Raw genomic sequence first — 21,639 nt, forward strand, 5'->3', positions numbered from 1 at the left:
CGTTGGTAAGTACTTATATTTTGTACATGGGCACATGGGTGTTTTCTAATTTGTAACCCTTTAATGTTGCTTGACCTTGATAACTTGACTCACCGTCACCGCTGAACTCAAAATCAAAAATACTGATCCAATGGGGTCCCAAAGCTTTGCTAAAGGTTAAGCGACTTGATCGCCGCGAAAGCGAAATGAACTGCAAACCATCTTTTTCACAATATGCTGTTATGTGGCGTAATGCGAATTCTGAAACTTTTCTAAGGTAAATGAAATACCACAAAAATAAACAGACAATCAGTAATAAATAAATATTTTCCATTCTAGCTCTCTATCATTAGCGTTGAAATAACATACCAATAGCTTTACTTAACTCATCGCTACGGTTTGGCGCTCTCATACATTGAAATATTAATGGCCGTAAAGTAGGAATAGCCACTAAATCTTTAAAAATAGCTTGGAAAACGGCAATATCATGCTGAGTTACTAATAACTCCAAAAAAGACATGATTTGCGGTTCACTGGTGAAAACTTGCCAACATCTTCCAGCAATCACTATCGCTATTTCTTCAGACATTTCTTGTGCAGGCGACGCTTGCTTAATCAGGGTATTAATAAATATTACCACATGAGGGTGTTCACAACTTGATGATAAACTTCGTAATATAAAACTCAGCTCAGCGTTACTGTCTTCATCTTTTGCACTCTCACGCAGCTTAAATTCTGCAATGAGTCTATCAATAATATCTACTGATAACTTAACATTTTCTAATGCTGAACATAATGGCTTAAGAACCTGCGAAGGTAATTGAGGAAGAGCGTTGACTATTATTTTTTGTATTTCTTTAGCTGATAAACGTACGGCAAAATCATTTAAGCCTTGCACGCCTACGTTGTGGTAATCCTGCCAAGAATTTTCGCCCGATAAATAACTTAATGCGCCTGAAAAATATTGGCTACTATTATTTTTTGTTTCTAGCGAAATTAAACTGTTCATATAGGCTAGTTTGTATTGTGGCGGAGTAAAATGATAAGGATTACTTTTAAGTAAGGCTTCTTGTTGCTCGCTTGGCGCCGTACTAAGTTCAGCACCTAATGCTTCAATAATAATAGCTATAAAATGATCCCTTGCGGCTAAGTTAAGTAAACCACGCTCATCAAGAGGTATCTTTACAAACCATAAATATGGTGAAGCGTTTTGCTTTTGCCAAAAAGCTATTGCTATAAAGGCATGGCCTTGAGAAGGGAATGGATAAGGGATCTGGTTTGCTTCAATTTTAGTAAAACTATCTTTTGATAATTTATCTATTTTTCGGCCAATATCAAATACCCGATATTGAGAGCCAGAAAGCTTTAATAATTCAGAAATAGAAGAAATAGTATTCATAGCTTAAATAATAAATAAAATAATAATCGAATAATGTTGGCATTATAGAGATAATAATAGATCAATACTATTTGCTTTTTGCATAGCAGATAAGAAACCTAGAGATAATCATGCCTTTTGATGAAAAACCCATCTTAACGATATTATATCAAGATGATTACATTGTTGCCGTTGACAAACCAGCAGGACTTTTTGTTCATAGAAGTTATATGGATAAAGATGAAATATATTTTGCCTTACAATTGGTGCGTGACCAAGTGGGTAAATATGTTTATCCCCTTCACCGATTAGATCGCCCGACATCAGGTGTTCTATTATTTGGTTTAAACGAAGAAGTAGCCCGATTAATGGGGCAAGTGTTTATTGATAAAAAAATTCAAAAAACATACTTTGCTTTGACGCGGGGTCACTTACTGGGGGCAGGCGAAATAGATTATCCCCTTAAAGAGAAGCTCGATAAATTAGGTGATAAAAATGTTAGCCTTGATAAAGCACCGCAAGATGCTGTTACTCACTACGAGTCTTTATTAACTGCAAGTTTACCTATTAAGGTCGGTAAATTTGATAGTGTGCGTTATTCATTAATTAAATTACTGCCTACCACGGGAAGAAGACATCAAATTCGCCGTCATTTAGCACATTTACGCCATCCTATTTTAGGTGATATTAATTATGGGGATAATAAACAAAATCCATTTTTTATTGAACATTTTGGCTTTAAGCGGCTGATGTTAATCGCTAAAAAAGTAGTATTTATTCACCCTATTACCAACGTACAGCTGACAATTGAAGCTGAATTTGATCAGCAATGGCTAGAGGTTTTTGATGAACTATCTTGGGAGACTAAAATAATAAAGACCTTAACGTAATCATTACATTAGCTTATTCAGCGGTAATAATACGAATAGAATTTACATCTCTAGCAATTAAAGCAGCATAAACATGTGTGGTTCGTTGGCTATTATCGTCGCTAATTTTTGGCCCTTTAATATTGACAGTATTAACAAAAATATCATTACTATAACGTTCGCGTTGCTGAGCAAATGCTAACATCATTTGCTGATCTTCCGTTACTGGACGATGAAGCAATGACATCATCAAATGATGGTCAGAGAGCAATGGTTTTTTTTCTATTGCTACTTGTGGGGTCGAGCGACAAGCCGTCAGAAATAAAGCGCTAAGAACAACAAGCAAAGTTAAAATATTTTTCATGATCAGTCAATAATTAAACAAGTGATACCTCTAGATGGCAAATGGTATGCCAAGTGTTTTATTGATTGTTAAATCAGTTGAGCTAAATGAAGTGAGAATAATTAATTAACTGTTATTTATAAAGAATTTTTAAATTTTTTATTTAATGAAAGCAGGTGTTTTTGTAAAGATCATTAACTTTGACAGCCAAGCTATAGCAAAGACTGTTCAGCTGTCAAAAAAATAGCGGTGATAAATTCACCGCTATTTTTACAAAGAATTTATCGCTTTATTCTTCTGATACCGAACGAAGTAAAGCATTAATACCAACTTTTGCGCGTGTTTTAGCATCAACTTTTTTAACAATTATCGCTGCGTATAAACTGTAGGTACCACACTTAGAAGGTAAGTTGCCCGGTACGACTACTGAGCCTGCTGGCACACGTCCATAATGTATTTCACCCGTTTCACGGTCAAAAATGCGAGTACTTTGACCAATGTAAACGCCCATAGAGATTACTGCGCCTTCTTCAACAACTACACCTTCAACAATTTCCGATCGTGCACCAATAAAGCAATTATCTTCAATAATAGTTGGTCCTGCTTGTAAAGGCTCTAAAACTCCACCGATACCAACACCACCAGATAAGTGTACATTCTTACCAATTTGAGCACATGAACCGACAGTTGCCCATGCATCGACCATACAGCCTTCATCAACATAAGCGCCGATATTAACAAAGCTTGGCATAACCACTACATTCTTACCAATAAAACTACCCGTGCGCACAGATGCTCCAGGAACGACACGAACACCGTCAGCTTCAAAGTCTGCTTGTGTGTAATCAGTATATTTCATCGGAACTTTATCAAAAAAGGTACTTTCGGCGCCGTCGATGACTGCGTTGTCCCAAATTCTAAAAGAGAGTAAAACTGCTTTTTTTAGCCACTGATGAACAACCCATTCACCGGCTACTTTTTCTGCAACACGTGCTGAACCATCATTTAAGGCGGCTAATGCGTTTAACACCGCCTGCTTTACTTCAGTTGAAACCGTTTTTGGCGTGATGTTCATTCGATCTTCAAAAGCTTGTTCTATGGTGCTTTGTAAGTTTGACATGGTAATTCCTATTCTTTTAAATTTATGGTCTAAAGTGTTAAATGCTAAATTGTTTTTCACATAGCATCGCTGAAAGTTTTTGCTGTTGTTCTTGTGTTAACGCTAAATTATCAGTGTTTGAAACCGTAAAAACATCATCTATCTTTTCACCAAAAGTTGTGATTTTTGCTGAGTGAATATTTAGTTTGTTTTCTTGAAAAATTTTGGCAAATTTAGCTAATAGGCCGGGATGATCAAGCGCAATTATTTCTAATACCGTAGTTTTATCGGTTGCTGTTTCGATAAAGCTCACTTTAGTGGGAACTTTAAAGTTATCAATATAAGCGGGAGCAGGTTTGTTTTTTACTTTTGGCAGTGGTTTCATTAATGATTTAGTGAGTTTGTTTGCTATATCTAATGCCCGACTGCTGTCCGTAATCGCTCTGTTTTTTTGATCTAATACCACAAACGTATTTAAGGTATAGCCTTTCTTACTGCTAATTATTTTAGCATCATGAATCGATAAACGCTGCGCGTCGAGTAAGGTCACCATTTTTGCAAAAATATTTGCTGAGGCTTTGGTATAAATAAATATTTCAGTACCGCCTCGATAAGGCTTAGGACTGATCAACACTAAAGGTTTTACGATACTATGTTTTATTATATGACGGCTATGCCAAGCAATTTGTACCGGTGAATAACGTAAAAAATATTCGGCTTTAAGCTTTTTCCAAAAGGTTCTAATTTGATTAGCATCGCACTCGTAATCTTTGAGCAGTTCAAGTGCTTTTTCTTGGTTTTCTCGTGTTTTTGCACGTAAATCAACTTGTTTTTCGAGTCCGCGGCGAAAGGCTCTTTTGGTATTAAAATAAAGCTCTTGCAGTAAATTTGCTTTCCAGCTATTCCATAAACTTTCATTGGTTGCACGCATATCAGCAACGGTTAAACAATAGAGATAATCTAAGTGAGCTTCATCCCTGACAATAGCAGCAAAATTTCTGATCACTTCTTCATCAGCAATATCTCGACGTTGTGCGGTTACCGACATCACTAAATGGTTTTTGACTAACCAGGCTATCATGCGCCCATCGTGATCACTTATCGGGTGAACCTTGCTAAATTCTAAGGCATCAACTGCACCTAACTTTGCATGGTCACCACCACGACCTTTCGCAATATCGTGAAAAATGCCTGCAATATATAATACTTCTGGCTTACGAATACGCTGCATTATCTTGCTACAAAGCGGATAATCATTGTCGTGTTGAGGTTGGCTAAAACGGTAAATATTTTTAATTAAGCGGTAGCTATGTTCATCAACTGAATATGCATGAAATAAATCAAACTGCATCTGCCCAACAATACTTCGCCATTGTGGTAAATAAGCGGCAATAATCGAATGGCGATGCATTAAGCTAAAGGTTAAGCCTAAGCCATTAGGATGCTTCATAATTTCGATGAAGATTCGTCGACATTCGGCGTAATCCATCAGCCCTGAAATTAAACGTCTACGGGCATTTCTTAATAATCTTAGTGTCTGAGGGTGTAAATCGGTAATATTTTCATTTTGAGCAACCAGTAAAAACAGTTCCATAATTTTTACTGAACTCATAAAAACTCTGTCATTTACTGCATTTATTTGGCCATCAATAATAATAAAATCTTTAGTCAGAGGGATCTTTTCAACCGGATGATTCTTTTTGATAATGGCATATTCAAAATGCTGTAATAGCATTTTATTAAGTTCAGCAACACGGCCAATAATACGAAAAAATCGCTTCATCATGCGTTCAATAGCAAATTTACCTTCATCACCAAAGCCCATTAAACTGGCAACTTCACCTTGGTAGTCAAAGAGTAAACGGTTTTCATTACGACCCGCAATAATGTGCAAAGCGGCACGCATCCGCCATAGGTAGTCTTGACACTCTAATAATTCAAAAAATTCGTTTTGTGTTAAATAGTGATGGGCAACAAGTTCTTCAAGTGAGTCGGCAACAAAATGTCGTTTGGCAACCCAAGCTATGGTTTGAATGTCTCGCAGGCCACCCGGATTAGCTTTTAAATTGGGCTCTAGCGTATAAGATGCACCATGGTATTGTTGGTGGCGTTCATATTGTTCTTCGCGTTTGGCCAAGAAGAATTTTTTTGAGGTCCAAAAGCCATCTTTTGCCAATAACGGATATAAATTCTGAGTGAGGGCTTCATTGCCACAAATTTGGCGCATTTCCATCAGGTTTGTCGCTATGGTAACGTCGCTTTTTGCTTGTTTTACACATTCTTTAACACTGCGGACACTGTGACCAATATCGAGCTTTACATCCCATAGCTGAGTAATAAAAGCAGATATTTTTTCGGATAAGGCATCACTGATCTTTTCTTTAGTCAGTAATAATATATCGACATCAGAATAAGGATGTAATTCACCTCGACCATAACCACCAACAGCAAGTAAGCTAATTTGATCTTCATCTAAATTGTGCTGGCACCAAAGTTTATGGAGAATTTTGTCAACAAACTCTGAACGCGTTGACACTAATATGGATACCTCTACATAAGGAAATTTATCTTTTTGCCATTGCTGAAAATCGCGGCTAAGTTGACAAATATCTTGAGTAGAAATAAAAGGGGAGCTAACGGCTAATGGGGTACTATATTCTATCGGAAAAAGAGTTTGCATAGCTGAATATTTTACTCAATAAGTTAAGGCGATAGACATCATGCTTTATTTAGCCATTAAAAAGCAAATAACGACTATCGCTAACTTATACTTTGTTAACAAAACCAGTAATAAAACTAGTTATGTAGGTGTCTTGGAATCGTATCATCGCTATGTAATGTTAAAATTTCACAGCCTGTGCGAGTAACCACAAGTGTATGTTCCCATTGTGCCGACTTTTTGCCGTCTAAGGTGTAAACGGTCCAATTATCTTCTTTATCTAGTAGTGTATTAGCACGACCAAGGTTAACCATAGGTTCGATAGTAAAACACATACCTTCAAGCATTTTTTCTTTGTCGGTATTTTTATAATGAACGATCTGTGGTTCTTCATGAAAAACGCTGCCAATACCATGGCCACAATATTCTTTTACAATAGAGTAACGACCTGATTTTTTTAAAAACTTTTGAATAGCAGTGCCAATCTCACCAAAGGTGTTGCCAGGTTTTACTTTTTTCAATCCGACATACAAAGCTTCTCTGGTGATACGACATAAACGATTATCTTCAAGACTTACTTCGCCAATAAGAAACATTTTACTGGTATCACCGTGATAGCCATCTTTAATAACAGTGATGTCCAAATTAACGATGTCGCCATCAACTAATGGCACGTCGTTAGGAATACCATGACACACCACGTGATTAACTGAGGTACAAATTGATTTAGGAAAGCCATGATAATTTAATGGCGCTGAAATGGCATCTTGCACTTTGTCAGTATAGTCAGCGCATAGGGTATTTAACTCATTGGTTGTCACACCTGCTTTTACATAAGGTGTGATCATCTCTAATACGTCGGCGGCAAGTTTTCCTGCTATACGCATTTTTTCTATTTCTTGCTGAGTTTTAATTGTAATACCCATTTATTCCTCTATTGTCTGTTTAGTGTAAAGGCTACGGTTGTTATTTTGCCTAAAAGTGTCGTTATTGTCTATTGGTCTAGTTTTTTGCAAGTTCAAGCTCAACAGCTTCTATTATTGCACTAGGGTTTTGTAAATATAAGTTATGATTGAGTAAGGTTAGGTTTTCATTATGAGCAATTAGTAATGCGGGGATCGCTTTTGTACCAATATACTCTTGAAAGTCATAAATTTCTTGTAAAACAAATTCGGCTTCCTTAGCTATTTTACCTTCTTTAAATACTTTTGCAGGCGGTGATAGCTTAAGTTCATCAATGATAGGCTGAAAATCACTTTCGTGCGTAAACGCTGTGCCTTGTTCAAAATGCTGTTTTTGGATAGCGGTAATAAGCTCTAAAGTTAAGTGAGGCACTTTTTGACTGACCCATCCTATTAAATTAGCACTTAATGTTGAGTCTTTCTCTACGTTAAGTGTCTTCACATATTCGTGACTAAATTCAATGTTAGCGTCATCTTCAACGGCATCAATAGTTTTTCGGCTGACTTTCTCATCTCCTTCATAGTGAGCACTGTGCCATAAATTTAAAGTGATATTTGGATAAGCATCAGCAATTTCTTTAACTAAAGAAGTTGTCGCAAAGCTCCAAGGGCAGTGTGTGTCATAAATAAAAAAGAGTTCAGTAGACATGGTCATATATCGCCGTAGTGTTAAGTCAAAAATTTAATAAAATATAGAACCGCTAATTTTAGCGCGTACAGTAAAATTATCCCAGTAATATTATTACTATATTAATTAAGAAATATTGACCTTTAATTGTTAATTTCTAGCCTTTGGTAAATTAATATGGTATAAAGTGCGCCGTTAAATTTGTCGATTGAATAGCATAGTTATTTAGATTTTATCTAAGTATTACTCAGTGTTTTCGGTTATCCGATTACTAACTTGTTGTTATCGATAGTGTTTAGCTTTTAAACTTGTATTATTAAAAATAATAATACTTATTATAAATTCACATACATTTATTAAGAATATGTCGGGGTGCTCAGTTTGAATTTGTCTTAATTATAAGCAGATAATCGAACAATAAAGAGTCAGGTATATTTGAATGTATGAACGCTTAACCCCCTAAACCAAATAAAGGAAAAATCATGCCAAACGTTTCTATGCGCGATATGCTTAAAGCAGGTGTTCATTTCGGTCACAAAACCCGTTACTGGAACCCAAAAATGAAAACTTACATTTTTGGTTCACGCGATAAAGTTCATATCATCAACCTTGAACAAACTGTTCCTATGTTCAATGAAGCCCTTGCTTTCTTATCAGGTGTTTCTGCGAAAAAAGGTAAAGTTTTATTTGTTGGTACTAAGCGCGCTGCAAGCGATGCAATTAAAGATGCTGCTATCAAATGTGATCAGTTTTACGTTAATCACCGTTGGTTAGGTGGTATGTTGACTAACTGGAAAACAGTTCGTCAATCAATTAAGCGTTTAAAAGATCTTGAAGCACAAAGCTCTGACGGTACTTTTGAAGCTCTTACTAAAAAAGAAGCTTTGATGCGTACACGTGAAATGGAAAAACTTGACAAAAGTCTTGGTGGAATCAAAAACATGGGTGGTTTACCTGACGTTTTATTCATCATTGATGCTGATCACGAACACATTTCTATTAAAGAAGCTAAAAACTTAGGTATTCCAGTAATATCTGTAGTTGATACAAACTCAAACCCAGATAACATTGATTTCATTATCCCGGGTAACGACGATGCAATTCGCGCTGTGACTTTATACACTGATTCTGCTGCTAACGCAGTTTTAGCTGGTCGTGAAAAGAACATTGTTGTTCAAGCTGAAAAAGACGGTTTTGTAGAAGCTGAATAATTTCAGTTTTTCATAATCTTTTTTGCTATTGCCACAAGCGTGTTAGCGCTTGTGGCAACATATTAATATTTATGCCCGGCTTTAAATAGTTTAGGGGATAACAAAATTTGAGGAATTCTCTCATGGTAATTACTGCTGCAATGGTAAAAGAACTTCGTGAACGCACAGCTGCGGGCATGATGGATTGTAAAAAAGCTTTACAAGAAGCTGAAGGCGACATGGAACTTGCGATTGAAAATATGCGTAAGAACGGTCAAGCAAAAGCGGCTAAAAAAGCCGGTAACATCGCTGCTGAAGGTGCTATTTTAATTAAAAGCGCTGATGGCGTTGCTGCACTTCTTGAAGTTAACTGTCAGACTGATTTTGTTGCAAAAGATTCTAACTTCTTAGGTTTTGCTAACGAAGTTGCAGACGCTGCTTTAGCATCAAAAGCGACAATCGAAGAGTTACAAGCTCAATTCGAAGAAAAGCGTATTACGCTTGTGACTAAAATTGGTGAAAACATCAATATCCGTCGCGTTTCATACGTTGAAGGTGCTGCATTAGCTTCATACAGCCATGGCGCTAGTATTGGTGTTGTTGTTGCTGGTGAAGGCGATGCTGAATCATTAAAGCACATTGCTATGCACGTTGCTGCAAGTAAGCCTGAATTTTTAACACCTGAAGATGTTGCTGATAGTGTTGTAGAAAATGAACAACGTATTCAACTAGATATCTTAAAAGCTGAAAACGATGCTCTTGATGATAAAAAGAAAAAACCTGTTGAATTACTTGAAAAGATCATCATAGGTCGTATGAAGAAATTTACCGGTGAAATTTCTTTGACAGGTCAAGCATTCATCATGGAGCCTAAGAAAACTGTTGGTGTTGTTCTTAAAGAGAAAGGCATTACGGTTTCTAACTTTGTTCGTTTAGAAGTTGGTGAAGGCATTGCTAAGAAAGAAGAAGATTTTGCTGCTGAAGTTGAAGCACAAATTGCTGCATCAAAAGCTTAATTTTTAAGCATTTAATTCAGTAAAACAGTTCTTTTTTCAGTTTAGACTTTCGATAGTCAGCTAAACGTATTAAAATAGCCGCGGTCAAATTGATCACGGCTATTTTTTTCGCCTATTTATAGACAAAATACAGGAATGTTTTTTATGAGCATCAGTCCAAAACCAATATATCGTCGAATTTTATTAAAACTTAGTGGTGAAGCCTTAATGGGTGAAGAGGGTTTCGGTATCGACCCTAAAGTTTTGGATCGTATGGCTCAAGAAATTAAAGAACTGATTGAAATGGGCATCCAAGTGGGTTTAGTTATTGGCGGCGGTAATTTGTTCCGTGGCGCTGGTCTTGCAGAAGCAGGAATGAACCGCGTTGTTGGTGACCAAATGGGTATGTTAGCAACCGTAATGAACGGTCTTGCGATGCGTGATGCCTTACATCGCGCTTTTGTTAATGCTAAATTAATGTCTGCTATTGACTTGGCAGGTGTTTGTGACCGTTATAACTGGGCTGAAGGCATCAGTTTATTAAAATCTGGCCGTGTTGTTATTTTCAGTGCCGGTACCGGTAATCCTTTCTTTACCACAGATTCAGCAGCCTGTTTACGCGGCATTGAGATTGAAGCTGATGTGGTTTTAAAAGCGACTAAGGTAGATGGCATCTACTCAGATGACCCTGTTAAAAACCCTGATGCTACCTTATATAGCCAATTAAGTTATAACGAAGTATTAGAAAAAGAACTCAAAGTAATGGATTTAGCCGCATTTACGCTCGCGCGTGATCACAATATGACTATTCGTGTTTTTAATATGAATAAGCCAGGTGCACTAAAATCAGTGGTAATGGGCGGTAATGAAGGTACAACTATCGACCATTCAGAAAATTTAGTTTAATTTTTGATTTAAAGGAAATTCAACGTGATAAATGAAATAAAACAAGATGCTCAAGACCGTATGAGTAAAAGTATCGAATCATTAAAAAGCAATTTAAACAAAGTAAGAACGGGGCGAGCACATCGTTCTTTACTTGATAATATTGTTGTTGATTATTACGGTATGGAAACACCATTAAGTCAAGTGGGCAACATTGCTACACCTGATGCGCGTACTTTAGCGATTACTGTCTTTGATAAAGGCATGATCGGCGCTGTAGAAAAAGCAATTTTGAAATCTGATTTGGGCTTGAACCCATCATCTCAAGGAACACTTATTCGTATTCCTTTACCACCTTTAACAGAAGAGCGTCGTAAAGATCTTGTTAAAGTGGTTAAAAATGAAGCTGAAAATGGCAAGGTCGCTATTCGAAATATTCGCCGCGATGCTAATTCAGATGTAAAATCATTGAATAAAGAAAAAGAAATTAATGATGATGAAATGCATCAGTCTGAAGATGATATTCAAAAATTAACCGATACTTATGTAAAACAGGTTGATGATATCTTATCTATTAAAGAAAAAGAGTTAATGGAAATATAACTTCTTTAATCGATAATATAAACCGTAGTTATTAAATGATCACTACGGTTTTTTTTACAGAAAATTTGAATCTAGCTTGATTAGTATGACGGAACGATTATGACTGAAGCAATAACAGATACTTTAATCAAAGTGCCGCAACACGTTGCCATTATAATGGATGGTAATGGACGCTGGGCACAACAACGTGGAAAAACACGGGTTGCAGGTCATAAATCAGGTGTTGAATCAGTTCGAACATCAGTGAGTACTGCGATAAAATACGGGGTGAAAGCATTAACACTTTTTGCCTTTAGTAGTGAAAATTGGCAACGTCCAGAACAAGAAGTTAGCGTATTGATGGATTTATTCATGTTTGTGCTAACACGAGAAGTGAAAAAGCTTCATAAAAATGATGTGCGCTTCCAAGTGATTGGCGATGTTTCACGTTTTTCAGAAAATTTACAAAAAAAAATAAAAGTTTCAGAAGATTTAACCGCAAACAATAAAGGTATGGTATTGTCTGTTGCAGCTAACTATGGCGGACGTTGGGACATAGCTAATGCCGCTAAAATTTTAGCTGAAAAAGTATCCAATAACACCATGTCTGTTGATGATATAACCGAAGAAACACTCCATCAATATACTTGTTTAGCTAACTTGCCTGAACTTGATTTACTTATTCGTACCGGTGGTGATTTTCGCATAAGTAATTTTTTGCTATGGCAAGCAGCTTACGCAGAATTTTATTTTACAGAAACACTATGGCCTGATTTTGATGAACAAGCGCTCATTAATGCTATGGGATGCTTTGACCAAAGAGAACGACGTTTTGGTCAAACAGGTGAACAAATAAAAATTTAAGACTATAAATTAAAAACAATAATAACGATAAAATTAAATAGCATTTATAAGGGTTTCCATTTGTTAAAACAACGTATTATTACCGCTGTTATCTTAGCGCCTTTAACTATTTTCGCCATTTTCTATTTACCTCTAGATCAATTTGCGGCTTTGTTTATGGCTGTTATGGCTATTGGTGCATGGGAGTGGGGGCCTTTAATGGGCTTTGCCAATAAACGCCGTCGTCTTGCTTTTGTTTGTGCGACGATTATTCTTATATCTGTGCTTTGGTACGCACTACCATTGTTACAACTCTGGTCTAATGATGGGCAGCTCCATTCAGGTGTGTCGCTGGTATTATGGATTGCTGTTGCTTGGTGGGTGCTATCAGCAACGCTAACCTTTCTTTATCCTCGCTACAGTAAATTTTGGTCAAGCCATCGCTCGATTCGTGGTGTATTTGGCTGGTTAACGCTTATTCCTACTTGGCTCGCTTTTATGGTGCTGCGCAGTAATGATTACAACCAAGATCCGTATAATGGCGCTCAGCTCATTATGTTTTTATTCTTAATGGTGTGGAGTGCTGATGTAGGTGCTTATTTTGTCGGTAAATCTATCGGTAAACGTAAACTACTACCCAATGTCAGTCCAGGCAAAACCCTCGAAGGCTTTATTGGTGGTGTTGTTTGTGCCTGTATCTTTATCAGTATTGCCGGTTACTCGCTCGGATGGCAGCAACATCAATTTACGTTAGCGTTAATTGTCACCGCTATCATCACAACAGTGTCAGTGCTAGGTGATTTAAATGAAAGTATGTTTAAACGCCAAGCAGGCATAAAAGACAGTGGCGCAATCTTACCTGGTCATGGCGGTATCTTGGACAGAATTGATAGTTTAACGGCTACTGCGCCGATTTATGCATTATGTTATGCCTTATTAGGCTGGCAGTAGGTTGATATAAACGATGCGTAAACTTTGTATTTTAGGTTCAACAGGATCGATAGGTGTTAGCACCTTAGAGGTTGTTAGGCTTCATCCCACGTTATTTTCTGTTGAGTCTTTATCGGCGAATACCCGGGTTGATGAAATGTTGGCGCAGTGTCTGGAATTTAAACCGAGCACTGTCGTTATGGTGGCCGAGCATGCGGCACAAGCTTTAAAAGTAAAACTCGACCAAAACGGTTTACAAAATATTGAAGTACTCAGTGGCGGACAAGGCTTAATTGATATTGCTCAAGCTGATACCTCAGATACGGTCATGGCTGCTATTGTTGGAGCGTCAGGTCTTTTGTCTACTATGGCTGCAGTTAAGTCGGGTAAAAGAGTACTGTTAGCAAATAAAGAAGCTTTAGTGACTTCAGGCGCTTTGTTTATAGATGCGGTTGAAAAGTATGGTGCAGAATTATTGCCGATAGACAGTGAACACAATGCTATTTTCCAGTGTTTACCCGCTAATGTACAAGCTAAGCCAGGTCGATGCGACTTAGCAAGTAATGGCATCAGTAAAATATTACTGACCGGCTCAGGTGGTCCGTTTAGAACTTTTTCAGTCGAACAGTTAGCAGAAGTAACCCCAGCACAAGCGTGTGCCCACCCTAATTGGGAAATGGGCCGTAAAATTTCTGTAGACTCTGCGACCATGATGAATAAAGGCCTCGAATTTATTGAAGCAAAATGGTTATTTAATATCGACCCTGACGATATCCACGTTGTTTTACATCCGCAAAGTACCATTCATTCAATGGTGCAATATAAAGACGGTAGCGTGATAGCTCAAATGGGTAATCCTGATATGCGTACCCCCATTGCTCATGCCTTGGCTTATCCGCAGAGAATTGATTCAGGTGTCGCACCCTTAGATTTTTTCAATACGCCATCATTTGAATTTGAAGATGTCGATTATCAAAAGTATCCTAATTTAAAATTAGCCATAGCTGCCTGTAAAAGTGGCCAAGGTGCATGTACAGCTTTAAATGCCGCTAATGAAATTGCCGTTGATGCTTTTTTGAACGAAAAAATAAAATTTACTGATATTGCAAAAATAAATGAAACTTCTGTGAATAAATTTGTCTCAGAAAGGGTGGCATCAATTGATGATGTTGTTGCGCTTGATGCAAGTGCTAGAGAATTTTCACGTAATTTAATTGCCAGTGGCTGCTTTGTAGTCAATGATGTGGCGATTAATGAAGTTAACGAAAAAGGTAATCTATAGTTGTTTGATTTTTTTTGGAATTTAGCCTCTTTTGTTGTCGCTTTAGGTATTTTGATTACGGTGCATGAATACGGCCATTATTGGGTTGCCCGCAGAAACGGCGTGCAAGTAGAGCGTTTTTCAATTGGCTTTGGCAAAGTATTATGGCGAAAAGTTAATAAAGAAGGTACAGAGTTTGTTATCGCCTTAATTCCATTGGGTGGTTACGTTAAAATGCTTGATGGCCGCGTTGATGAGGTCAAGCCCGAAGATATCGATAAAACTTTTAATAATAAAACGGTTTATCAGCGTATAGCGATTATTGCTGCTGGGCCTCTAGCAAACTTTGCTTTTGCTATTTTTGCTTTTTATCTGATGTTTCTAATTGGTGTGCCGAGTGTAAAACCGATTGTTGGTGAAATAATGCCAGAATCTATAGCGCAGCGGGCGAATCTTACCAGTAACAGTGAAATCATTGAAGTTGCCGGTCAAAAGACCTTAGATTGGCAAGATGTCAATCTAGCGTTAGTCTCGCAAATAGGTGAGAGCGCTTTTACTATAAAAACAAAAGAACAGGGTAGTGCTTCACCGAAAACTTATAATTTGGATGCGGCTAACTGGTCTTTTTCACCCGATAAAGAATCAGCCATTAGTAGTTTAGGTATTGCTCCTTATAGAGCCGCTGTTTATGCTGAGCTAGCTTTTATTGAAGAAGGTAGTGTTGCAGATAAGGCCGGCCTAAAAGTTGATGACAAGTTAATTAGCATCAATAACGAAAGTATTAATGGCAGTTGGGCGATGTTTTCAAAAAATATTAGTCAACTTCCGGAACAAAACGTTATTTTAGTCGTCGAAAGACTTGGTGAAAACAAAGAGATAATGGTAACACCGGCTTTAATTGAACGTGCGGGTAAGAAAATAGGTTATTTGGGTGTGGTTCCAAAATCTGACTCTTACCCAAGAGAATATTTATTTGAGTTACGTTACGGCGTTGTTGATGCTTTAGGACAAAGCTTACAGCGTAGTTGGAACTTAGTAGTATTGAGTTTTGACATGATAGGCAAGCTCTTGACGGGTGATATTTCTGTTAAGAACTTAAGTGGGCCTATTTCTATCGCACAAGGAGCAGGAAGTAGTGCACAATATGGTTTGGTATATTTCCTAGGTTTTCTGGCTTTAATTAGCATTAACTTAGGTATTATAAATTTATTACCTTTACCAGTGCTTGATGGCGGGCATTTATTTTATTATCTTGTGGAAATTGTCACAGGTAAACCCGTATCAGAAAAAATACAAGAAATAGGTTTTAAGTTTGGTACACTAGCCCTCTTAGGCTTAATGAGTATCGCATTATTTAACGATTTTTCGCGGTTATAACAAAAGAAGTAATAAAAGTTAGCATTTATGATAATTAAAAAAATTGCCCTTGCGGTATTATTAGGTGCCTTAGGTACAACAGCACAAGCCTCTGAAGAATTTCAAGTAGAAGATATTGAAGTAAAAGGGTTACAGCGTGTCGCACTCGGCGCTGCTTTGACTCATATCCCTTTTAATACGGGAGATACGCTCAATGAATTCCGTATTTCTCAGTCGATAAAGTCTCTCTACAAGTCAGGACATTTTAATGATGTTGTCGTTTATCGTGAAGGTAATAGAGTTATCTATCGTGTTCATGAGCGTTCAACGATCAGTGAAATCACCTTCGATGGCAATAAAGACTTAAAAGCAGAGCAACTAACTGAGAGTCTTGACGGCAGTAATATTCGAGTCGGTGAAACACTCGACATGACTATAATTTCCGGTATTGAGGTAGGCTTAGAAGATTTCTACCACAGTATTGGTAAATATAATGCCGATGTAAAAGCTGAAATTATTCACTTGCCTCGTAACCGTGTTGACATAAATTTTGTTTTCACCGAAGGCGATGCTGCAGCAATAGAGCAGATTAACGTCGTTGGTAACGAGATATTTTCTGATGTTGAGCTTCTTGAACGTATAGAACTTACCTTTGATTCTCCTTGGTGGGATTTTATGGCGCAAGACCGCTATCAAAAACAAACCTTACAAGGTGATATAGAAACGATTAAAAGTTACTATTTAGACCGTGGTTATCTGCAATACAAAGTAGACTCGACTCAGGTGTCAATGACCCCTGATAAAAAAGCGGTTTATATTGCCTTGAATATCACTGAAGGCGAACAATTTAAAGTCAGTGAAATAGATTTTATTGGTGATATGGTTGGGTTTGAACGTACGATCCGAGCTATTAACCCATTACGTCCAGGTAAACTTTATAATGGTGCAGAGGTAACGTATACCGAAGAAACTATCAGCCGTTATCTAGGCCGTTATGGTTATGCTTACCCGAAAGTAACCGTTATTCCTGAAATTAATGAAGAAGAAAAAACGGTTAAACTGACTATTTCTATTGACCCTGGCAAACGTGTTTACGTTAACCGTATTAACTTCGAAGGTAATAATGTTACTGCCGATAAAGTACTACGCCGTGAAATGCGTCAAATGGAAGGTGCTTGGTTATCGAATAATGCTGCCGAAAGTTCAAAAGCATGGCTACAGCGTTTACCTTATTTGGAAGATGTTGAATACGAAACTAAACAGTTACCAGGTGATGATGACTTAGTTGATATTGACTTTACGGTTAAAGAGCAACCCTCAGGGTCTTTTACTGCCGGTATTGGTTATGGTTCTACGACTAATTTAAGTTTAAGTGCAGGTATACAGCAAAACAACTTTTTAGGAACGGGTAACCGCTTGGCATTTAATGTTAATACCATGAGTTATCAGCAAAGTGCGAGTATTTCTTATACCGACCCATACTTTACTGTAGATGCTGTTTCTTTAGGCGGGCAAATATATTACAGCGAGTTTAATGCGGGTAATGCGAACTTAGTTGAATACAACAATAGAACTTATGGTGTTGGGCTTAACTTAGGCTTTCCTATTAATGAATATGTTCGTTTAAACTTTGGCGTAGGTTACAAAAGTAACGGTATTACACGTTTACAAACTTATGAACAAATTCAACAATTTTACGAGATATATTCTGATCCTAATAATCCTGATGGTGGTTTAGAATTTGAAAGTTTCGATTTATCGATGGCTATATCTCGCACGACATTGAACCGTGGTACCTTTCCAACAGACGGCTCAAGTCAAAGTTTGACTTATAAAATGACAACGCCAAATTCAGATGTTGATTATTTTAAAATTAACTTAGACACTAAATGGTACTTCCCATTAACACAAGATCAACGTTGGACAGTGCTAGCACGTTTAAACGCCGGTTACGGTAATGGTTATGGCACCATAGATGGTAATGACCAGATATTGCCTTTCTGGGAAAACTTTAGAGCGGGTGGTTCTGATACATTACGTGGCTTTGAAAATAACATTGTTGGCCCACGTGCGGTATTTCGCTATCCAACACAAATCACAGGTACTCCTGATCCGGTCGAGGGTGGAAGTAGTTGTTGTTTAGGGCAAGATCACGATTTTATTAACGTCTCACAGCGTTCTGTTGGTGGTAATGCCATTATTGTCGCGGGTATCGAACTTATTGTACCAACACCATTACTTGATGAAGGTTTCTCGAACAGTGTTCGTACCAGCTTTTTTGTCGATGTTGGTAATGTTTGGGATACAGAGTTCAACTTAGAAGACTACAACGATTTAGTAACCTCTGAATTTGAAAAGATTGATGATTATTCAGATGTTGGTCGTTATAGAAGCTCTGCCGGTTTATCAGTGCAGTGGTTATCTCCTATGGGCCCAATGATCTTTAGTTTCGCGAAAGCACTAAAATCAGAAAAAGATGATGATAAAGAGTTCTTTAGTTTTAATATAGGTAAAACATTTTAATAAAGAGAACTTTCAGGCATAGTGCGTATAAATTTACTAAGGGGGTTTAATTCTTATAGTTAGCCCCCATAGCTATTACATGACAATTATAAAAATTAATGCAACTTATATCAAAGTTGTGAAGTAATAATATTTTGGAGATAAAATTGAAAAAATTCATTAAAACAGTTACTTGCTCTGCAGTAGCGTCAACGTTGTTATTAGCAAGCTCTGTAATGGCTGCTGATCAAAAAATCGCCGTGGTTAATTTCCAAGAAGTGATGAGTAAAATCCCACAAACAACGGCAGTAATGCAGGTACTAGAAGCTGAGTTTAAAGATGATAAAGCTATTTTAGCTCAGTTAGAAAAAGACATTAAGTACTACCAAGAAAAGAAACAGCGTGACGGTTCATTAATGAGCGCTAAAGATATCGAAGAACTTGATACTCAAATCGCAACATTATATCAAGATTACCAAGCTAAAGGTAAAGCGTTCCAACAAGCAACTGGCTTGCGTAAGAACGAAGAAACAAACAAAATTATAGCCTTGGTTCGTCAAGCTATCGACAGCATTGCTGCAAAAGACAAATATGACCTTGTTTTAGAACAGCAAGCCGTTATTTTTGCTAAGCCAGATGCAATGATCACTAATAAGGTTGTTGAACAGGTTAGTAAACTTAACTAAGTCTACCGCTAAGTAGTAGATATAAGGTTAATTTAAGCCTTACCGTTATAAAACTTGCAACTATTATTAATAATATTAGTTGCAAGTTTTTTTTCTAGCCTAATAAAATCATATTGGTTTTAGCGTCTTTTCCAGTTATGCTCATTGAGCATCCATAAAAATATTAAGTGTTTATGTCTTATACTCTCAAACAGCTAGCTGAAAAAATTGGTGCTGAGGTTCATGGTGATGAAACATATATCATTCATTCACTTGCCACATTATCAACCGCTAATGCACAACAAATTGCATTTTTAGCCAATAAAAAATACAGCCAACAGCTTGCTGATACTAAAGCTGGTGCGGTTATTATTTCTTCTCAACACCTTAAAGACTGTAATACCCATGCGCTAGTGATGAATAATCCCTATTTGGGTTATGCACTTACCGCACAATTACTTGATACCACTCCAAAACCGGCTAACAGTATTCATCCCTCGGCTCAAATTTCAGCGGATGTTACTTTAGGTGATAATGTCGCCATCGGCGCTAATACTGTGATAGAGCACGGCGCAGTTATTAGTGATAATGTTACTATTGGTGCGGGCTGTTTTATTGGTGTTCAAGCAAAAATCGGCGCAAATACTAAATTATGGTCCAATGTTAGCATTTATCATCGTGTTGAAATTGGCCAAGATTGTTTAATCCAAGCGAATACGGTTATTGGTTCTGATGGCTTTGGTTATGCAAATGACCAAGGTAAATGGTTGAAAATACCTCAGCTGGGAAGCGTGATTATTGGTAACAAAGTCGAAATTGGTGCCAGCACGACTATCGATCGTGGCGCGCTAGAAAATACAGTGATTAAAGATGGTGTTATTTTAGATAATCAAATTCAAATTGCTCATAATGTTGTTATTGGTGAAAATACCGCGATGGCAGCTTGTAGTGTTATTGCAGGCAGTACCGTTATTGGCAAAAATTGTGTGATAGCGGGCCTTGTTGGTATTAATGGTCATATTGAAGTTGCTGATGGTTGTGTTTTTACCGGCATGACCATGGTGACCAAAGATATTAATGAATCCGGTGTTTATTCTTCGGGCATGCCGTGCCAACCAAATAAAGAATGGAATAAAAATAATGCCAGAATTCGCAAATTAGAAAGTATACTTAAGCGCATTAAGAGTGCAGAGCATGACATCGAGCACTTAAACAATATTATTGAAAAGGAATAGTCCGTTGGAATTACCAAAAAACACCATTGAAATTGCAGAAATAAAAGCATTACTGCCACATCGTTACCCCATGCTTTTGGTCGATCGCGTTTTAGATTATCAGCCAATGAAAACATTGCATGCTATTAAGAATGTTAGTATTAACGAACCTGTGTTTAATGGTCATTTCCCTGATCTCCCTATTTTTCCTGGTGTGATGATCCTCGAAGCTTTAGCACAAGCAACTGGGCTTTTAGGCTTTAAAAGTACAGATGGCAGAGATAAAAATGAAATGTACTTATTTGCTTCAATTGATAAGGCAAAATTTAAAAAGTCTGTTGTGCCAGGCGATACTATGCATTTGCATGTTGAGTTCTTAAAAGAGCGTCGTGGTATGTGGAAATTTTATGGCGAAGCTAGGGTTGAAGGTAAAGTTGTTTGCTGCGCTGAACTTATGTGTGCAAGAAGAGTGGTATAAATGGTGACTTCCAATAAGCAGAGCTTAATTCACCCTCAGGCGATTATCGAAGAAGGCGCTAGCATTGGCAAAAATGTTAGTATTGGCCCTTGGAGTTATATTTCTAAAGATGTCGTTATTGGTGACAACTGTGTGATTAATTCTCATGTTGTCATTAAAGGCCCAACAAAAATTGGCGAAGGCAACAAATTCTTTCAATTTGCCAGTATTGGTGAAGATTGTCAGGATCTAAAGTATGCCGGCGAGTTAACCGAATTGATTATTGGTGACAATAATGTTTTTCGTGAATCTTGTACAGTCCATCGCGGCACGATTCAAGATAACAGCCTAACGCAAATAGGCAGTAATAATTTGTTTATGGCGTATACCCATGTTGCCCATGATTGTATTGTTGGCAGTCACTGTATTCTTGCAAATAATGCCTCTATTGCTGGCCATGTTCATGTAGGTGATTACGCTATTTTAGGTGGTATGACAGGCGTTCATCAGTTTTGTCATATTGGCGCGCACAGCTTTGTTGCGGCAAATTCGCTGATTTTAAAAGATATACCGCCTTATTTGATGGTGTCTGGTCAACCGGCTTCTCCTTTTGGTTTAAACTCAGAAGGGTTAAAACGCCGAGGTTTTGACAAAGAGGTTATTTTAACGATCAAACGAGCCTATAAAGAAGTTTATCGTAAAGGTTTAAACGTTAACGAAGCTTTAGAAAAAGTTGCCGCATTAGCCGATGATATGCCAGAGTTAACCTTGTTTGCTGAGTTTATTAAAAACTCTAGCCGTGGCATTGCCCGCTAAACACGATTGTTAAAAGTATAGAGTAA

21 protein-coding genes are annotated in these 21,639 nt (G+C 37.4%); 14 read left to right on the forward strand and 7 right to left on the reverse strand.

The window, feature by feature from the left end; genetic code table 11:
* Positions 1-13: 13 nt before the first annotated feature.
* Both H4J57_RS14705 and H4J57_RS14710 read right to left on the reverse strand, forming a co-directional pair.
* Positions 14-313, reverse strand: coding sequence for a DUF3301 domain-containing protein (locus tag H4J57_RS14705; protein ID WP_070374063.1), 300 nt, complete (start codon positions 311-313; stop codon positions 14-16).
* A gap of 15 nt (positions 314-328) precedes the next feature.
* Positions 329-1,378, reverse strand: coding sequence for a DUF3549 family protein (locus tag H4J57_RS14710; RefSeq protein ID WP_182243464.1), 1,050 nt, complete (start codon positions 1,376-1,378; stop codon positions 329-331).
* Positions 1,379-1,488: 110 nt separating this feature from the next.
* On the opposite strand from H4J57_RS14710, the gene truC reads away from it, so the two are divergent.
* Complete coding sequence (truC, locus tag H4J57_RS14715) at positions 1,489-2,247, forward strand: tRNA pseudouridine(65) synthase TruC (protein ID WP_220470316.1); 759 nt, start codon at positions 1,489-1,491, stop codon at positions 2,245-2,247.
* 13 nt (positions 2,248-2,260) lie between these two features.
* On the opposite strand, the gene H4J57_RS14720 is transcribed toward truC, so the two are convergent.
* From H4J57_RS14720 to H4J57_RS14740, 5 genes are all read right to left on the reverse strand, one after another.
* Positions 2,261-2,590, reverse strand: a complete 330-nt coding sequence (locus tag H4J57_RS14720) for a hypothetical protein (RefSeq protein WP_182215633.1) — start codon at positions 2,588-2,590, stop codon at positions 2,261-2,263.
* 268 nt (positions 2,591-2,858) lie between these two features.
* The gene (gene dapD / locus H4J57_RS14725; RefSeq protein ID WP_182215635.1) at positions 2,859-3,689 is read right to left on the reverse strand and encodes a 2,3,4,5-tetrahydropyridine-2,6-dicarboxylate N-succinyltransferase; all 831 of its coding nucleotides are present in this window, start codon (positions 3,687-3,689) and stop codon (positions 2,859-2,861) included.
* Positions 3,690-3,726: 37 nt separating this feature from the next.
* Positions 3,727-6,348, reverse strand: a complete 2,622-nt coding sequence (glnD, locus tag H4J57_RS14730; RefSeq protein WP_182215637.1) for a [protein-PII] uridylyltransferase — start codon at positions 6,346-6,348, stop codon at positions 3,727-3,729.
* A 116-nt stretch (positions 6,349-6,464) separates the two neighbouring features.
* On the reverse strand, positions 6,465-7,253 hold the full coding sequence (map, locus tag H4J57_RS14735; protein WP_182215639.1) for a type I methionyl aminopeptidase: 789 nt from the start codon (positions 7,251-7,253) through the stop codon (positions 6,465-6,467).
* 76 nt (positions 7,254-7,329) lie between these two features.
* Positions 7,330-7,938, reverse strand: a complete 609-nt coding sequence (locus tag H4J57_RS14740) for a hypothetical protein (RefSeq protein WP_182215641.1) — start codon at positions 7,936-7,938, stop codon at positions 7,330-7,332.
* Positions 7,939-8,399: 461 nt separating this feature from the next.
* Between H4J57_RS14740 and rpsB the strand changes: the two genes are divergently transcribed.
* The 13 genes from rpsB to lpxA all read left to right on the forward strand — a co-directional run bounded on the left by rpsB (position 8,400) and on the right by lpxA (position 21,613).
* Complete coding sequence (gene rpsB / locus H4J57_RS14745; RefSeq protein WP_070374057.1) at positions 8,400-9,128, forward strand: 30S ribosomal protein S2; 729 nt, start codon at positions 8,400-8,402, stop codon at positions 9,126-9,128.
* A 122-nt stretch (positions 9,129-9,250) separates the two neighbouring features.
* The gene (tsf, locus tag H4J57_RS14750; protein ID WP_070374056.1) at positions 9,251-10,123 is read left to right on the forward strand and encodes a translation elongation factor Ts; all 873 of its coding nucleotides are present in this window, start codon (positions 9,251-9,253) and stop codon (positions 10,121-10,123) included.
* A 144-nt stretch (positions 10,124-10,267) separates the two neighbouring features.
* On the forward strand, positions 10,268-11,008 hold the full coding sequence (gene pyrH, locus H4J57_RS14755; protein ID WP_182243465.1) for a UMP kinase: 741 nt from the start codon (positions 10,268-10,270) through the stop codon (positions 11,006-11,008).
* Positions 11,009-11,032: 24 nt separating this feature from the next.
* Positions 11,033-11,590 (forward strand): ribosome recycling factor, encoded by a 558-nt coding sequence (gene frr / locus H4J57_RS14760; RefSeq protein ID WP_070374054.1) that lies wholly within the window; start codon positions 11,033-11,035, stop codon positions 11,588-11,590.
* A 99-nt stretch (positions 11,591-11,689) separates the two neighbouring features.
* Entirely contained in the window at positions 11,690-12,433 is a 744-nt protein-coding gene (uppS, locus tag H4J57_RS14765) for a polyprenyl diphosphate synthase (RefSeq protein WP_182243466.1), read from the forward strand.
* A gap of 60 nt (positions 12,434-12,493) precedes the next feature.
* Complete coding sequence (locus tag H4J57_RS14770) at positions 12,494-13,363, forward strand: phosphatidate cytidylyltransferase (protein ID WP_182221573.1); 870 nt, start codon at positions 12,494-12,496, stop codon at positions 13,361-13,363.
* A 13-nt stretch (positions 13,364-13,376) separates the two neighbouring features.
* The gene (gene ispC / locus H4J57_RS14775; RefSeq protein WP_182243467.1) at positions 13,377-14,624 is read left to right on the forward strand and encodes a 1-deoxy-D-xylulose-5-phosphate reductoisomerase; all 1,248 of its coding nucleotides are present in this window, start codon (positions 13,377-13,379) and stop codon (positions 14,622-14,624) included.
* Complete coding sequence (gene rseP / locus H4J57_RS14780) at positions 14,625-15,980, forward strand: sigma E protease regulator RseP (protein ID WP_182243468.1); 1,356 nt, start codon at positions 14,625-14,627, stop codon at positions 15,978-15,980.
* 27 nt (positions 15,981-16,007) lie between these two features.
* On the forward strand, positions 16,008-18,482 hold the full coding sequence (gene bamA / locus H4J57_RS14785; RefSeq protein WP_182243469.1) for an outer membrane protein assembly factor BamA: 2,475 nt from the start codon (positions 16,008-16,010) through the stop codon (positions 18,480-18,482).
* 146 nt (positions 18,483-18,628) lie between these two features.
* On the forward strand, positions 18,629-19,147 hold the full coding sequence (locus H4J57_RS14790; protein WP_259364978.1) for an OmpH family outer membrane protein: 519 nt from the start codon (positions 18,629-18,631) through the stop codon (positions 19,145-19,147).
* Positions 19,148-19,320: 173 nt separating this feature from the next.
* Positions 19,321-20,361 carry a UDP-3-O-(3-hydroxymyristoyl)glucosamine N-acyltransferase gene (gene lpxD / locus H4J57_RS14795; RefSeq protein WP_220470317.1) on the forward strand — a complete coding sequence of 347 codons (1,041 nt, stop codon included), beginning with the start codon at positions 19,321-19,323 and terminating at the stop codon, positions 20,359-20,361.
* Between the two features lie 4 nt (positions 20,362-20,365).
* Positions 20,366-20,818: a 3-hydroxyacyl-ACP dehydratase FabZ gene (fabZ, locus tag H4J57_RS14800; RefSeq protein WP_070374046.1), complete on the forward strand. Its 453-nt coding sequence runs from the start codon at positions 20,366-20,368 to the stop codon at positions 20,816-20,818.
* Positions 20,819-21,613, forward strand: a complete 795-nt coding sequence (lpxA, locus tag H4J57_RS14805; RefSeq protein ID WP_182215653.1) for an acyl-ACP--UDP-N-acetylglucosamine O-acyltransferase — start codon at positions 20,819-20,821, stop codon at positions 21,611-21,613.
* Positions 21,614-21,639: the final 26 nt, after the last annotated feature.

This window comes from Colwellia sp. BRX8-7 (genome assembly GCF_014077275.1).
Classification (GTDB): Bacteria; Pseudomonadota; Gammaproteobacteria; order Enterobacterales; family Alteromonadaceae; genus Colwellia_A.